This is a genomic window from Ramlibacter pinisoli, assembly GCF_009758015.1.
Lineage (GTDB): Bacteria > Pseudomonadota > Gammaproteobacteria > Burkholderiales > Burkholderiaceae_C > Ramlibacter > Ramlibacter pinisoli.
Map to the genome: position 1 here is coordinate 899,783 of NZ_WSEL01000003.1, position 13,871 is coordinate 913,653.

Below are 13,871 nucleotides of genomic sequence, written 5' to 3' on the forward strand. Positions count from 1 at the left end.
AACGGCGCGGTCCGGATGCGTCGGAGACGGACGACGGGTGCCGTCAGCGCGAGGACAGTTCCTCGAGCCGGGCCGGATCGACCGGCTTGGTCCAGTGGTGGTCGAAGCCGGCGCGGGCGGCAGCGTCCTTGTCCTGCTGCTGGCCCCAGCCGGTCAGGGCGATCAGGACGGGCTGGCGCACGCCCTGCAGGCGCCGGATGCGGCGCGCCACCTCGTAGCCGTCGAAATCGGGCAGGCCGATGTCGAGCAGCACCACGTGCGGGCGGAACTCCGCGGTCCGTGCGACGGCGCCGGCGCCGTCGTGTGCCACGTCGACCTCGTTGCCGCCCATCTGCAGCAGTTCGGCCACCGTGCTGGCGGCGTCCTCGTTGTCGTCGACGACCAGCACCCGGCGGGCCGGCGGCGCGGTGGGCGCCGGCGCGACGCTCGCGGGCACCGGGGCGCCGGCGGGCCGCTCGCGGCGCACGCGCGGCAGGTACACCACGAACTCACTGCCCTGGTCGAGCCCCGGGCTGAACGCCTGCACCCGGCCGCCGTGCAGGCGCACCAGGCCCTCCACCAGCGACAGGCCGATGCCCAGGCCACCCTGGCGGCGTTCGCTCGGCTGCGTGACCTGGGTGAACAGGCCGAACACCTTGCCCAGCATCTCGGGCGCGATGCCGGTGCCGTTGTCCTTGATCCGCACCACCAGTTCCTCGGCCTCGGCTTCCACCATGACCTCGATGCGGCCGCCGCGGCGGGTGTACTTGGCGGCGTTGTTCAACAGGTTGGAGAACACCTGCGTCAGGCGCGCCGGGTCGGCCACCAGGTCGGTGGGCTCGTTGGGGAACGTGATCGACAGCTTGTGGTGTGCCGCCTCGATGTGGGGCCGGCTGATCTCCACCGCCGCACCGACCACGTGGACCAGGTTGGTGGCTTCCTTCTTCAGCTCGATCTTGCCGGTGCCGATGCGCGAGACGTCCAGCAGGTCGTCGACCAGCCGCGACAGCTGCCCGACCTGGCGCTCGATGATGCCGCCCACCTGCTCGATGCGCTGGGCGTCGCCGCCGGCGCGGCGGATCAGGGACAGGCCGTTCCAGATCGGCGCCAGCGGGTTGCGCAGCTCGTGCGCCAGCGTGGCGAGGAACACGTCCTTGGCCCGGTCGGACTCCTTCATCGCCGCCAGCAGCTGCGCGTTGTCGATCGCCACGGCCGCGCGCCGCGCCAGGTCCTCGGCCAGCGCCAGGTCGTCGGGGCCGTAGAGCCGCCGCGATTCCGCGGTGATGAAGGTCAGCACGCCCATCGTGCGGCCGCGCGCGGACAAGGGCGCGCCGATGTACGAGCGCAGGCCGAGCTCGCGCAGGATCTCCAGCAGCTCGCGATCGTCCGTCCCGGCCACCAGCATGGCGTCGTCGATCTCCGGCACCAGCGTGCCCTGCCCGCTGCGCAGCACGGCCCAGGTGCCGCTGGCGCTGTGCGGGTCGGGCGGGAAGCGCCGGTGCAGCTCGTGCGCGAGCGGTGACTTGGTCGGGTCGGCATGCGCCGCCGCCACCCGGCGCAGAGAGCCGTCAGGCTGCAGCAGGTCGACCGCACACCAGTCGGCGAAGTGCGGCACCGCCAGCCGGGCGATGCGGTCCAGCGTGGTCTGGTGGTCGGCCACGCCGGCCAGTTCGGCGCTGGCCTGGGCCAGGAAGCGCAGGTCGCTCTCGGCCTGCTTGCGTCGCGTCACGTCCAGGCACACGCCCGCCATCGAGAGCGCGCGGCCGTCGGGGGCGCGGCGCACCACGCCCCGGCTTTCGAGCCAGCGCACGTTGCCGTCCGGCCAGATCACCCGGTACTCGACCCGGTGCCAGCCGGCCGGCCCCAGGGCCTTCTCGATCTCGGACCGCACGCGGTCGCGGTCCTCGGGATGCACGAGCTCGAAGTAGCGCTGCTCGTCCAGCGGCGGCGTCCCGGGCGGCAGGCCGTGGAGCTGCTCCATCGCCGGCCACCAGGTGCTCAACCGGGTGTCCAGGTCGACCTGCCAGATGCCCATGCCGCCGGAATAACCGAGCGGCAACCGGTCCTCGCTCTGCCGCAGGGTCTCGGCCAGGGCAGCCGCCGCATCGAGCGGCGGCATCGCCGGCGCGCGGTCTGCGAGGGAGAGGTCGTGGGGACGGGACATGGCTCATGCAAGGGTACGGGATTCCAGCGAATCCCGTCGGCGCCCGCAGCCCATCCGCGGTTGGCCCGGAATCACCGCGGCGACCACCCTTCAATGAGTGCAACTCTCTCACACCGTCAAGCTCGGCTGCTATCTTTTTCGCAGTACGGGGATCAGTTCGCAGCCGTAACAAGTGCGTCAGGCTGCTGTTCCGCCCGTTCGAGCCGATCCGCGCGCCAGGCGCACAGGGCGCCCAGCGCCGCGACAGCAGCGGCCATCCAGAACATGGTGGCGAAGCCGAACCGCGACACGACGGCTCCGCCTGCCACCACCCCGACCACGCCGCCCAGCCCGTAGCCAATGAGCGTGAACAGCCCCTGGCCACGCCCGCGCAGGCGGCCCGGGAAATGGCGCGTCACCATCGCGATGCAGGCGGTGTGGTGGGTGGCGAAGGTGAGAGCGTGCAGCACCTGCGCCAGCACCAGCGCCGCCAGCCAGTCGGCCGCGCCCGCCGTGATCGCCATCCGCGCCACCATGGCCACGCCGCACGCCAGCAGCCAGCGCGGCATGGACGTCGCCAGCATGAGTCGGCCCTGCAGGAAGAACCAGCCGATCTCCACCAGCACCGACACGGCCCACAAGGCGCCGATCACCGCCTTGCCATAGCCGCGTGCATCCAGGTACAGCGAGAAGAAGCCGTAGATGGCGTAGTGCGCCATGACGTGAAAGAACAGCGCGGCGAGGAACCAGCGCACGACCGGGCGGCGCAGCACGGGGCCGACCGGCTCGGCGCCCCGCGCCGTCGCAGCGTGCGGCTGCTCCCGGGCATCGGGCAGCCACAGGGTGCAGCCCAGCACGCCCAGCAGCGTCACGGCCGTCCAGCCCGGGAAGTGCCCCATGCCGAAGCGCTCGAACCAGGCGCCGGCCAGGAGCACCGTCACCATGAAGCCGGCCGAGCCGCACAGCCGCACCCGGCCGTAGCGGCCCCAGTCGCCCGCCACCAGGTGGGCCATGGCCGCCTCGGTGAGCGACATCATCGAGCTGGTGTGGGTGAACATCAGCAGCAGCACCAGCCCCACCCACCACGGGCTGCCCGGCAGCCACAACCCGCAGGAACACGCCAGCGCCACCGCCGCCGACCAGCGCAGCAGGCGCACGCGCTCGCCGGTGTGGTCGGACAGCGCCCCCCAGGCATAGGGCGCGAACACGCGGGTGAACGACTGCACCGACGTGAGCAGGCTGATGACCACGATGGGCAGCCCCAGGTGCTGCAGCCACAGCGGCAGGTAGGGATTGAAGAAGCCGATGTGGGCGAAGTAGGTCGCCGACAGCGCGGCGAACGGCGCCAGCTGGCGCCGGGCCGGCACCTCCCCGGGCGGCATGGGACTCAGCGGACGGCGGCGGGAATGGGCCGCAGCGGCGGCTGGACGTCGGCGTTCTGCGCCCGGTGCCGCAGCGCGTGGTCGATCAGCACCAGCGCCAGCATGGCCTCGGCGATGGGGGTCGCGCGCAGGCCGACGCAGGGATCGTGGCGGCCCTTGGTGATGACCTCGGTCGATTCGCCCCGGATGTCGATGGTCTCGCGCGGGCTGATGATGGAGCTGGTGGGCTTGATGGCGATCGACACCTCCAGGTCCTGGCCGGTGCTGATGCCGCCGAGCACGCCGCCGGCGTTGTTGGTGCGGAAGCCGTGCGGCGACAGCGAATCGCCGTGGACGGTGCCGCGCTGCACGACGCTCTCGAAGCCGGCGCCGATCTCCACGCCCTTGACCGCATTGATGCCCATCATGGCGTGGGCGATGTCGGCGTCGAGGCGGTCGAACAGCGGCTCGCCCCAGCCCGGCGGCACGCCGCTGGCGCTGATGCGGATGCGTGCGCCGCACGAGTCGCCGGCCTTGCGCAGGCTGTCCATGTAGCTCTCGAGGTCGGACACGTCGGCCATCGGGGCGAAGAACGGGTTGTTCGGCACGTGCTCCCACGACTCGAAGTCGATCGCGATCTCGCCCACCTGCTGCATGCAGCCGCGCACCCGCGTGCCGTACTGGGCCGCCAGCCACTTCTTGGCGATCGCGCCGGCCGCCACCATGGGGGCCGTGAGACGCGCCGACGAGCGGCCGCCGCCGCGGGGGTCGCGCACGCCGTACTTCTGCAGGTAGGTGTAGTCGGCATGGCCGGGCCGGAACGTCTGCGCGATGGCGCTGTAGTCCTTGCTGCGCTGGTCGGTGTTGCGGATCAGCAGGCAGATGGGCGTGCCGGTGGTGCGGCCTTCGTACACCCCCGACAGGATCTCGACCTGGTCGGCTTCCTGGCGCTGGGTGACGTGGCGGCTGGTGCCGGGCTTGCGCCGGTCGAGGTCGGGCTGGATGTCCGCCTCCGACAGCTCCAGCCCGGGGGGACAGCCATCGACGACGCAGCCGATCGCCGGCCCGTGGGATTCGCCGAAATTGGTGACCGAGAACAGGAGGCCGAAGGTGTTGCCGCTCATCACGGGATTATCCCTCCGGGATAACCCCGTTCCCGAGGCAGGGAACCCCGTTGCCCAAGCAGGGAACCCCCTCACCCCAACCCTCTCCCGGAGGGAGGAAGGCCCAGGCAGGGAACCCCCTCACCCCAACCCTCTCCCCCGAGGGGGAGAGGGGGCGGAGCTTCAACTGGCCACGGCCGCGCCAGGTAATCAGAAGGGTGCGAGCGGCCGTCGCCGCTGGACGACCTGGGGCGAAGGTTGGGGGAGGCTGTCGGGGGGCGGCGCGGTTCCTGCATGACTGGAGGGACGGGGCCCGCCACGCACCGAAGGAGAGCGTCCTTGCTGGAGAAAACCGCCACCCGCTTCTCTCACGTGAAGCCGGGCGATACACCCTGGCGCAGCGACGGGCTGCGCGACTTCTTCCAGTACCGCGACCTGGGGGTGGCCGAGGCCACGCACGGGAAGGTCATCGCCCACCTCGTCCGGGCCAACCAGGCACCGGAACAAGGCACGGGCTGGCACCGCCACGAGGCGCAGTTCCAGATCGTGCTGATGCTCAAGGGCTGGGCCCGCTTCATGTACGAGGACCAGGAGACGCTGGTGGAGGCCGGCGACTGCGTGCACCAGCGCCCGGGCATCCGGCACTACCTGTTCGACTACTCGGCCGACATGGAATACCTGGAGATCGTCTCGCCGGCCGACTTCGGCACCGTCGACGTCGACGCGGTCTGCGCCATCCCGCCGCCGACGCCCTGGCGGTAGCGCGCGTCGCGCGGCCCGGGCGGGCGCCCTCCCCCTCAGAACTCGGCATCGAGTTCGTCGATGTCGTCCGGCTCGCGCTTGGCGGCCGCGATCCATTCGCGCATCGCCGGCAGGTCGAGGATGCGCTTGCTGTAGGCCGCGCAGGCCTTGTCGAGCGGGATGTCGTAGGTCGCGAAGCGGGTGACCACGGGGGCGTACATCGCGTCGGCCATGCACGGCGCCTTGCCGAACAGGAACGGGCCGCCCGAGGCGGCCAGGCACTCGCGCCAGATGGCCAGCACGCGGTCGATGTCGGCCTGCGCCCGCGACCACACCTTGAACCCCGGGAAATGCGCCTTGATGTTCATCGGCAGCGAGCTGCGCAGGGACGAGAAGCCCGAGTGCATCTCGCCGCAGATGGCCCGGCAATGGGCGCGTGCCTTGATGTCGGCCGGCAGCAGCCCGGCCTTGGGGCGGATCTCGTGCAGGTACTCGCCGATGGCCAGCGTGTCCCAGACCTTCACCCCGTCGTGCTGCAGCGAGGGCACCAGCATGGACGGCGCCAGCAGCAGCATCTCGGCCTTCATGGCCGGGTCGTCGGGCGGGATGACCTTCTCGGTGAACTCCAGGCCGGCCAGCCTGGCCATGAGCCAGCCGCGCAGGGCCCAGGCGCCGTAGTTGCGGCTGGTGATCGTGAGGACGGCCTTGGCCATGGCGTGTCTCCTGCGGAGTGGTGCCGTCGGGCTGCAAGGCTTGTGCCAAGGCGGTGCACGCAGCTGGCGTGCGACTTGCGTGCGCGCCGGCATGCTCTACCACGCCTACCAAGCGAGCGCCGACGCCACCTCCCCGTTGAGGCTGCTGGCGCAGTGGGGCGCGTCGGCACTCTGGCTCGAGCGTGACGAGGGCAGCCTGCTGCGCAAGCTGTCCGCCGCCTGGGATGTGCTGTCCCGCTTGCGGCTGACGCATGCCCGGCCGCCCTTCGCCATCGATGGTGTCGAGGTCGCCGGCCAGTGGCAGCCGGTGCAGGAGGAGACGGTGCTGCGGCTGCCCTTCGGCACCCTGCTGCGCTTTCGCAAGCCGGGGGTCCAGGGCCAGCCGCCGGTGCTGCTGGCCGCCCCGCTGTCGGGCCACTTCGCGACCCTGCTGCGCGAGACCGCGCGCACGCTGCTGCAGGACCACGACGTCTACATCACCGACTGGCACAACGCGCGCGACGTGCACCTGCGGCACGGCAGCTTCGGGCTCGACGACTACATCGACTACATGATGCGGTTCATCGGCCGCATCGGCCCCGGCGTGCACGTGGTGGCGGTGTGCCAGCCCTGCGTGGCGGCGCTGGCCGCCACCGCCCTGCTGGCCGAGGACGGCAGCGAGGCCACGCCCCGTTCGCTCACGCTGATGGCGGGTCCGGTCGATTGCCGCGTCAACCCGACGGCGGTCAACCGGCTCGCCACGAGCAAGCCCATCCGCTGGTTCGACACCCAGCTCATCAGCCATGTGCCGCTGCCCCATGCCGGCCAGATGCGGCGGGTCTACCCCGGCTTCGTGCAGCTGACGGCGTTCATGGCCATGAACCTCGAGCGCCACAAGCAGCAGTTCCGCGCGCTCTACCAGCACCTGGTGGCCGGCGAGACCGAACAGGCCGATGTCATCCGCGCGTTCTACGACGAGTACCTCGCGGTCAACGACCTGCCGGCCGAGTTCTACCTGGAGACGGTGGAAAAGGTGTTCCAGACCTTCGACCTGGCGCGCGGCGAGCTGGCGTGGCGCGGCCGTCGGGTGGACCCGGCCGCCATCCGGCGCACCGCGCTGCTCACCGTGGAGGGCGAGCGCGACGACATCTGCGCGCCCGGCCAGACCGTGGCCGCGCAGGACCTGTGCACCGGCATCCGTCCCTACCGCAAGACCCACCACATCCAGACCGGCGTGGGCCACTACGGCGTGTTCAGCGGCCGCAAGTGGAACCAGCAGATCTACCCGCGCGTGCGCGAGGTCATCCACTCCAGCCTGGACTGACGGGAGGGCCGGGGCCCTGCGCCACTACTCCTTCGGGATGTGGGCGTCGGCGGCGATCCTGGCGAACTTGGCCAGGTCGCCCTGGATCACCTGGGCCAGCTTCTCCGGCGGGCCACCCGCCACCACCAGCCCCAGCTCGCGCGCCCGCTGCTGCAACTGCGGCTGCTGCAGCGCCTCGTTGGCGGCGGCGTTCAGGCGGGCGATCACCGCCGGCGGCGTGCCGGCCGGCGCCGCGATGCCGTGGTTGATCGGCAGGCTGAAGCCCTTCACGCCGGCCTCGTCCATGGTCGGCACGGTCGGGAACACCGGGTCGCGCGCCGGACCGGCCGCGGCCAGTGCCTTGAGCTTGCCGGCGTCGACCAGCGGCTTGGCGTTGCCGTCGCCGTAGATGCAGCTCACGTGGCCGGCCAGCACGTCCTGCAGCGCCGGGCCGCCGCCCTTGTAGTGCACGTGCAGCAGATTCGCGCCGGTCATGCTGTTGAACAGCGAGCCCGCGAAGTCGTGGCCCGAGCCCGGCCCCGCGGTGGCGTTGGTCAGCTTGCCCGGGTTCTGCCGCGCGTAGGCCACCAGCTCCTGGATGGTGTTGGCGGGCACCGAGGGATGGCAGACGAAGACGTTGGCGTACCAGAACAGCGGTGCCACCGGCGCGAAGTCCTTCACCGGGTCGAACGCCAGCGACTTCGACATCGCCGGCATCGACCCGTGCGTGATCGAGTTGACGTACAGCAGCGTGTAGCCGTCGGGCGGGGCGCTGGCGACGGCCTGCACGCCGATGCGGGTGCCGGCGCCACCGCGGTTGTCCACCACCACCTGCTGGCCGAGCACCGCCGACATGCGCTCGGCCGTGTCGGTGATGGCGCCGGGCGCGTAGGGCACGACCAGCTTGATGGGCCGGTTCGGGAACGGCTCCTGGGCGTACGCGGCGGAGCCGGCGAGGCAGGCGCCGGCGGCAAGCGCCAGGATGGCACGGCGGTGGATCGTTGGCATGGTGTCTCCTTGGTCTCAGGGCTTGAGCAGCAGCTTGCCGAGCACGGCGCCGCTGTCGAACAACTCGTGCGCGCGCCGCGCCTGCGCCAGCGGCAGGCGCTGGAAGATGCGCGGGCGGACCTGGCCCTGCGCCAGCAGCGGCACGAGGTCGTCCATGGCCGCGCGGCGGCGCTGCGGCTGCTCGTCGAACACGTGCATGGAGAAGTACCGAAAGCCCAGCGAGTCGCCGAAGCGCTCCTGCATGACGGCGGCGAACGACGGATCGGGGCGGCCTTCCAGCACGCCGTAGCTCACCACCAGGCCCAGCGGCGCGACCCAGCGGAAGTTGCGGTGGAAGCCGCTCCCGCCCACCGGGTCGAGGATGAGGTCGACGCCGCGCCCGCCGGTCAGCTCGGCGATGCGCGTGCCGATGTCCTCGGCCTTGTAGTCGATGCAGTGGTGCGCGCCCAGCTCGCGCGCGAAGGCGCACTTGGCCGCGCTGCCGGCCAGGGCGATGACCTGCTTGCCCGCCAGCCGCGCGAGCTGCACCACCGCCGAGCCCACGCCGCCGGCCGCCGCCCACACCAGCACCGAGTCGTAGCGGTAGCCGTTGGTGGCGCTGTGCAGCAGGTGCCAGGCGACCTGGTAGTTCGACAGGCAGGCGGCCGCCTCGAGATCGACTCCGGCCGGCAGCCGGTACAGCGCCCGCGCCGGCGCGCGCAGGAACTCGGCGTAGCAGTTGCCGCGGAACGGCAGCTCCCGCGCCGAGGCGAACACCGCGTCGCCCACGCGCAGGTCGTCGACGCCGGCGCCCACGGCCGACACATGCCCGGCCATCTCGATGCCGATGACGGCCGGCATGGGCGGCATCCACGGGTAGCGGCCGGTGCGCACCAGCACGTCGGGCATGCCGACGCCGATGGAATCGGCCTGGACCACCACCTCGCCCGGCCCGGGCTCGGGGGTCGGCAGGTCCACCAGTTCCAGCACCTCGGGGCCGCCGGTGCGGCGGATCTGGATCGCCTTCATGCCGCTGCTCCCGGCTGCAGGTGGCGAGCCAGGAAGGACAGGCCCTCGTCGAGCTGCGCGCCGGCGGGATTCACGTGCCGGCCCGGATGGACGCGCAGGGCCTTGTCGGCACCGGCGATGGCGTCGAACAGCTGCTCCTGGCCGGCCGGGGTGAAACGCTCGTCGTCGGCCTTGCGCTGGAACAGCACCGGGCACTGCACCTTGCGCGCCTCCGCGAGCAGGCGCTCGCCGTGCGCATGGCTGGTGCCCCACATGCCCAGCAGCGCGGCGCGGATGCGGGTGTCGGCCGCGCAGACGGGGATGCCGTAGGCCGTTCCCATCGAGATCCCGAACCAGCCGATCGCGCCAGCGTCGATCTCGGGCAGCCGGACCAGTTCGTCGAGCGCGGCGCGCCAGTCGGCCACCATCGCGTCGATGCAGGGCGACTCGCCGCTCCACAGCGCGCGGAAGTCCTGGATGACCTTGGCGCCGTCGAGGCCGCCGTCGGCCCGGCGCTCGCCATGCACGGGGCCGTCGATGGCGGCCACCGCGAAGCCGCGGCCGCGCACCAGCGGGCCCACCACGTCGAGCACGGCGTCGGCTTCCTTGTGCTGGGAGCCGCCGTGGCCGACCAGCACCAGCGGGCGCGGCCCCTGCGCGCCGGACGTCCACAGCACGCCGGGCACCCGGCGGCCTCCCACCGGGACGGAGAAGCGGCGCTTGCGCAGCCCGCCCTCCTCGCTTGCATGGTTCCAGTTCATCGAATCAGTTGGATGTGGGCCGTGGGATGGGCGAGAAGGCGACGCCGTCCGCGCGGATGCGCTGGTCCAGCACGCCGACGCACGCCGCGATGGTGGTGAGGGTGGGCACGGGCACGCCGGTGAGGGCGGCGGTCTCGATCACCGCGCCGACGATGGCCTGCCACTCGAGCGGCCGGCCGGCCCGCACGTCCTGCAGCATCGAGGGCTGCTGCGTGAAGTTGCCCTCGACGCGGCGCAGTTCGGCATCGGGATCGAAACCGGTGCTGACGCCCAGGGAGCGCGTCACGGCGAGGCCCTCGGCCATCATGGCGCGCGCCAGCGCGGGGCCGCCCGGTGCCGCCGCGATGAAGCCGGAAGGCGACTGCGTGAGCGCGCACAGCGGGTTCCACACCAGGTTGACCAGCAGCTTCTCCCACTTGGCGGCGCGGATGTCGGGGGCGATCTCCACCGGCAGCCCGGCACCGCCCACGAGGTCGGCGATGCGTTGCAGGCGCGGCGTCGGGCGGTCGTCCACCTCGCCGACGATGAGGCGCTCGCCCTTCGCCGCCGGGATGAACAGCTGCCCGGGCGCGGTGGCCATGACCGGCTTGTAGATGACGGCGCCGACCACGCGGTCCAGGTCCAGCGTCGCCGCCAGCGCTCCATCGGGGTCGAGCGAGCGCAACTGCGTGCCGGCCCAGGGCGAGGGCACGCGGTCGAAGTACCACCAGGGCAGCCCGTTCTGCACCATCAGCAGGGCCCCGTCGGGCGTGACGGCGGCCGCGATGGCGCGAGCCGCCTCGGGCAGCTGCATGGACTTGAGCGTGACGATGACCAGGTCGAATCGGCCGGGCAGCTGGCCCGGCTCGCAGGTGGGCACATGGACGTACAGCTTGCGACCGTCGTGCCAGGTCACCTGCAGGCCGTCGCGGGCGAGCGCCGCGCGGGTGGCGCCGCGCGCCAGCAGGGTGACGTCCTCGCCGCGCTGCGCGAGCAGCGCGCCCAGGTAGCCGCCGATGGCGCCGGCGCCGTAGATCAGGATGCGCATGCCGCTCAGTCCTGCTGCTCGATCCTGGCGTCCTTCACGATCTTCGCGTACAGGGCCATGTCGTCGCGCATCACCTGCCCCAGCTGCTGGGGCGTGCTGCCGGCGGGGATGAGGCTGAGGGTGCGGGCCTTGGCCAGCAGGTCGGGCGATTTCAGCGCTTCGTTGGCGGCCGCCGCCAGCCTGGCCACCACCGCGGGTGGCGTGCCGGCCGGCGCCGCCAGGCCCTGCCACCAGGTGATGCTGAAGCCCTTGACGCCGGCCTCCTCCATCGTCGGCACGTTGGGGAAATCGGGATCGCGCTGGCTGCCGCCGGAGGCGAAGGCCTTGAGCTTGCCGGACTGCACGTACTGCTTGACGTCGCCGCCGCCGTAGATGCAGTTGGCCGTGCCGGCCAGTACGTCCTGCAGCGCGGGCGCCGCGCCGCGGTAGTGCACGTGCAGCATGTTGGCGCCGGTGAGCGAGTTGAACAGCCCGCCCATCAGGTCATGGCCGGTGCCCGGGCCGGCCGTGGCGTTGGTCAGCTTGCCGGGGTTCTTCGTCGCGTAGTCGACCAGCTCGCGCACGGTGGTGGCCGGCGTGGACGGATGGCAGACCAGGATGGAGTTGTAGGTGAACACCCGCGCCACCGGCACGAAGTCCTTCAGCGGGTCGACGGCGAGCGACTTCGACATCGCCGGCATGGTGCCGTGCGTCACCGAGTTGGCGAACAGCAGCGTGTAGCCGTCGGCCGGTGCGCTGGCCACCAGCTGCATGCCGATGCGGGTGCCGGCGCCGGCGCGGTTGTCCACCACCACCTGCTGGCCGAGGATCTGCGACATGCGCTCGGCCACCAGGCGCGCGCCGAGGTCGGTGATGGCCCCGGCCGAGTACGGCACCACCAGCCGGACCGGCTTGGTGGGGTAGTCCTGCGACGCGGCCGCGAACGGCAGCGCCGCCAGCAGGAGGGCGAACGAGCGGCGCCCGAGCTTGCGCGGGTGGCCGCTCACTGGATCGCCTGCGCGCTGATGGTGTCGCGGCCCTGGGTGGCCAGCAGGATGCGGCAGGCCTGGCCGGTGCTGCCGCGCACCGTGCGGGTGGTGCCGGGCTCGACGCGCACGAGGTCGTAGCGGCCGAGCACCGTGGTGCGGCCGTCGACCACCACCTCGCAGGCGGTGTCGCCGATGTTGATGACCCACTGCGCGTGCTCGCCGTCGACGGTGGCGGTCGAGGCTTCGCCGGCGCTCGGCTGCAGCAGCGCGACGCTCAGGCCGGGCCAGGCCTGCACCGGCGCGCCGCCCGCCTGCGGGGCCATGAGGGGGAACACGGTTTCCTGGGCGCCGGCGCGCGGCTCGAGGTGCGCCGCCCGGCCGATGCGCGACTGCATCTGCTCGGGCGTGATGTCCTTGGCCTCGCCGCCCTGGAAACGCATGTTGATGCCGGCCAGCAGTTCCATCACGCGGTCGCCGTGCTTCTGGCGCACTTCCTCGCCGATGCGGCGCGGCATCTCGATCTTGTCGCTCATCTTCTCGTCGCCCTGGATCAGCACCAGCAGGCGCGCCTCGCCATCGGTGAGGTTGCGGAACGTGCGGTAGACGCCGGGCGGCACCGAGCACAGGTCGCCCGGTTCCAGCGTCACCTTGTGCTCCAGCCGGTTGCCCCATTCGACGTCGAAGCGCCCGTCGAGGCAGAAGAAGGTTTCCAGCGTGCCGGTGTGGTTGTGCGCCACCGGGCCTTGGCGCGGCGTGCACTGGGCGATGGTGATGCACAGGCCCGGCCAGCCGAGCAGCGGCGCCAGCGCGTTGCGGCCCACCAGCCCCGGCGGGCAGACGACCGGGAACACCTTGTTGGCGGCCAGGTACTCCATGACTTCGCGCGGGATGCCGTTGTCGGCATGCTGCGACTGGTAGGAAACGAGGTCCTTGAAGCGGGCCAGCAGGGGCCCGGTCGAGGTCGGAGCGGTGGCGGCTGAGCTCATCGGAATTTAAATAAGCGTCTAATTAATAAAGGCGAGACTGTAGGAAAATCCGGCCTGCGGGTCAAACCGGGACAAACGATGAGCAGGGACATGCGGCGCGGGAGCGGGTGGTGACGGCGGCGGTGCGCAAGGGCGCCGGCGCCGAGGAGCGGCGGCAGGCGCGCGGCGCGGCCACCAGCGAGGGCATCCTGCGCGCGGCGCTGCGCCTGATGGCCGAGAGCGGCTACAACGGGGTGTCGCTGCGCCGCATCTGCCTGGAAGCGGGCGTGAACCTGGCGCTGATGAACTACCACTTCGGCAGCAAGGCCCAGCTGCTGCAGGCCATCTTCGAGCGCTGGGCGTCGGGCATCAACGCCGAACGGATGCGCCTGCTGCGCGAGCTCGACGAGCGCCATCCGCAGGGCGAACCCCCGCTGGAGGACCTGCTGCACGCCTTCATCGCCCCCACCCTCGCGGCATCGAAGACCGATCGCGAGGACGTGGTGCACTTCCTGCGCCTGTCCGGCCGGCTGGCCACCGACCCGACGCCGGAGGTGCGCAGCGTGATCGCCTCGGTCTACGACGAGGCAGCCGTGAAGTTCGCGCGCACCCTGCGCCAGGCCTGCGCCCACCTGTCGACCGAGGAATACCTGATGCGGCTGATCTTCCTGTACGGCGCCATGGTCTACACGCGCTCGGAAACCGGGCGCGTGGATTCACTGGCGAGGAAGCTGGGGGAGGAGCCGCCGAGGACCTCGGTGCACGAGGCCGGCAAGTACCTGGTGCCGTTCCTGGCGGCGGCGCTGCGGGCGCCGCCGGCAGCCGGCTGAGGC

13 protein-coding genes are annotated in these 13,871 nt (G+C 71.8%); 3 read left to right on the forward strand and 10 right to left on the reverse strand.

Translation table 11 applies throughout. From position 1 onward, the window contains the following. Positions 1–43 precede the first annotated feature (43 nt). The 3 genes from GON04_RS05490 to aroC form a co-directional block, all read right to left on the reverse strand. A complete protein-coding gene (locus GON04_RS05490; RefSeq protein WP_157396938.1) occupies positions 44–2,143 on the reverse strand; it encodes a hybrid sensor histidine kinase/response regulator in 2,100 nt (699 codons plus the stop codon). Positions 2,144–2,295: 152 nt separating this feature from the next. Continuing rightward, positions 2,296–3,504: an MFS transporter gene (locus tag GON04_RS05495; protein ID WP_157396939.1), complete on the reverse strand. Its 1,209-nt coding sequence runs from the start codon at positions 3,502–3,504 to the stop codon at positions 2,296–2,298. 5 nt (positions 3,505–3,509) lie between these two features. Beyond that, positions 3,510–4,607, reverse strand: a complete 1,098-nt coding sequence (aroC, locus tag GON04_RS05500; protein WP_157396940.1) for a chorismate synthase — start codon at positions 4,605–4,607, stop codon at positions 3,510–3,512. A 318-nt stretch (positions 4,608–4,925) separates the two neighbouring features. On the opposite strand from aroC, the gene GON04_RS05505 reads away from it, so the two are divergent. Beyond that, positions 4,926–5,348 (forward strand): cupin domain-containing protein, encoded by a 423-nt coding sequence (locus GON04_RS05505; protein WP_157396941.1) that lies wholly within the window; start codon positions 4,926–4,928, stop codon positions 5,346–5,348. 35 nt (positions 5,349–5,383) lie between these two features. Here the strand turns inward: GON04_RS05505 and GON04_RS05510 are convergent, their stop codons facing one another. Further along, entirely contained in the window at positions 5,384–6,040 is a 657-nt protein-coding gene (locus tag GON04_RS05510) for a glutathione S-transferase (protein ID WP_157396942.1), read from the reverse strand. A gap of 91 nt (positions 6,041–6,131) precedes the next feature. Here GON04_RS05510 and GON04_RS05515 point away from each other — a divergent pair, with 91 nt between their 5' ends. Beyond that, positions 6,132–7,343: a polyhydroxyalkanoate depolymerase gene (locus GON04_RS05515; protein WP_157396943.1), complete on the forward strand. Its 1,212-nt coding sequence runs from the start codon at positions 6,132–6,134 to the stop codon at positions 7,341–7,343. A gap of 24 nt (positions 7,344–7,367) precedes the next feature. Here the strand turns inward: GON04_RS05515 and GON04_RS05520 are convergent, their stop codons facing one another. The 6 genes from GON04_RS05520 to GON04_RS05545 are packed head-to-tail and all read right to left on the reverse strand — an operon-like array spanning position 7,368 to position 13,059. Further along, on the reverse strand, positions 7,368–8,330 hold the full coding sequence (locus GON04_RS05520) for a Bug family tripartite tricarboxylate transporter substrate binding protein (protein ID WP_157396944.1): 963 nt from the start codon (positions 8,328–8,330) through the stop codon (positions 7,368–7,370). A 15-nt stretch (positions 8,331–8,345) separates the two neighbouring features. Beyond that, positions 8,346–9,338 carry a quinone oxidoreductase family protein gene (locus GON04_RS05525; RefSeq protein ID WP_157396945.1) on the reverse strand — a complete coding sequence of 331 codons (993 nt, stop codon included), beginning with the start codon at positions 9,336–9,338 and terminating at the stop codon, positions 8,346–8,348. Further along, a complete protein-coding gene (locus tag GON04_RS05530) occupies positions 9,335–10,078 on the reverse strand; it encodes an alpha/beta hydrolase family protein (RefSeq protein WP_157396946.1) in 744 nt (247 codons plus the stop codon). The genes GON04_RS05525 and GON04_RS05530 overlap by 4 nt, the downstream gene beginning before the upstream one ends. Before the next feature lie 4 nt (positions 10,079–10,082). Continuing rightward, entirely contained in the window at positions 10,083–11,105 is a 1,023-nt protein-coding gene (locus GON04_RS05535) for a ketopantoate reductase family protein (protein WP_157396947.1), read from the reverse strand. A gap of 5 nt (positions 11,106–11,110) precedes the next feature. Next, positions 11,111–12,091 carry a tripartite tricarboxylate transporter substrate-binding protein gene (locus GON04_RS05540; RefSeq protein WP_157396948.1) on the reverse strand — a complete coding sequence of 327 codons (981 nt, stop codon included), beginning with the start codon at positions 12,089–12,091 and terminating at the stop codon, positions 11,111–11,113. Further along, positions 12,088–13,059: a cupin domain-containing protein gene (locus GON04_RS05545; RefSeq protein WP_157396949.1), complete on the reverse strand. Its 972-nt coding sequence runs from the start codon at positions 13,057–13,059 to the stop codon at positions 12,088–12,090. The genes GON04_RS05540 and GON04_RS05545 overlap by 4 nt, the downstream gene beginning before the upstream one ends. 110 nt (positions 13,060–13,169) lie before the next feature. Between GON04_RS05545 and GON04_RS05550 the strand changes: the two genes are divergently transcribed. Beyond that, on the forward strand, positions 13,170–13,868 hold the full coding sequence (locus GON04_RS05550; RefSeq protein ID WP_157396950.1) for a TetR family transcriptional regulator: 699 nt from the start codon (positions 13,170–13,172) through the stop codon (positions 13,866–13,868). The last annotated feature ends 3 nt before the right edge of the window (positions 13,869–13,871 follow it).

What these genes read in the sequence shown, in the direction of transcription:
- GON04_RS05490 (WP_157396938.1), bottom strand. Translation starts at nt 2,143, where the DNA reads ATGTCCCGTCCCCACGACCTCTCCCTCGCAGACCGCGCGCCGGCGATG.
- GON04_RS05495 (WP_157396939.1), bottom strand. Translation starts at nt 3,504, where the DNA reads ATGCCGCCCGGGGAGGTGCCGGCCCGGCGCCAGCTGGCGCCGTTCGCC.
- aroC (WP_157396940.1), bottom strand. Translation starts at nt 4,607, where the DNA reads ATGAGCGGCAACACCTTCGGCCTCCTGTTCTCGGTCACCAATTTCGGC.
- GON04_RS05510 (WP_157396942.1), bottom strand. Translation starts at nt 6,040, where the DNA reads ATGGCCAAGGCCGTCCTCACGATCACCAGCCGCAACTACGGCGCCTGG.
- GON04_RS05515 (WP_157396943.1), top strand. Translation starts at nt 6,132, where the DNA reads ATGCTCTACCACGCCTACCAAGCGAGCGCCGACGCCACCTCCCCGTTG.
- GON04_RS05520 (WP_157396944.1), bottom strand. Translation starts at nt 8,330, where the DNA reads ATGCCAACGATCCACCGCCGTGCCATCCTGGCGCTTGCCGCCGGCGCC.
- GON04_RS05525 (WP_157396945.1), bottom strand. Translation starts at nt 9,338, where the DNA reads ATGAAGGCGATCCAGATCCGCCGCACCGGCGGCCCCGAGGTGCTGGAA.
- GON04_RS05530 (WP_157396946.1), bottom strand. Translation starts at nt 10,078, where the DNA reads ATGAACTGGAACCATGCAAGCGAGGAGGGCGGGCTGCGCAAGCGCCGC.
- GON04_RS05535 (WP_157396947.1), bottom strand. Translation starts at nt 11,105, where the DNA reads ATGCGCATCCTGATCTACGGCGCCGGCGCCATCGGCGGCTACCTGGGC.
- GON04_RS05545 (WP_157396949.1), bottom strand. Translation starts at nt 13,059, where the DNA reads ATGAGCTCAGCCGCCACCGCTCCGACCTCGACCGGGCCCCTGCTGGCC.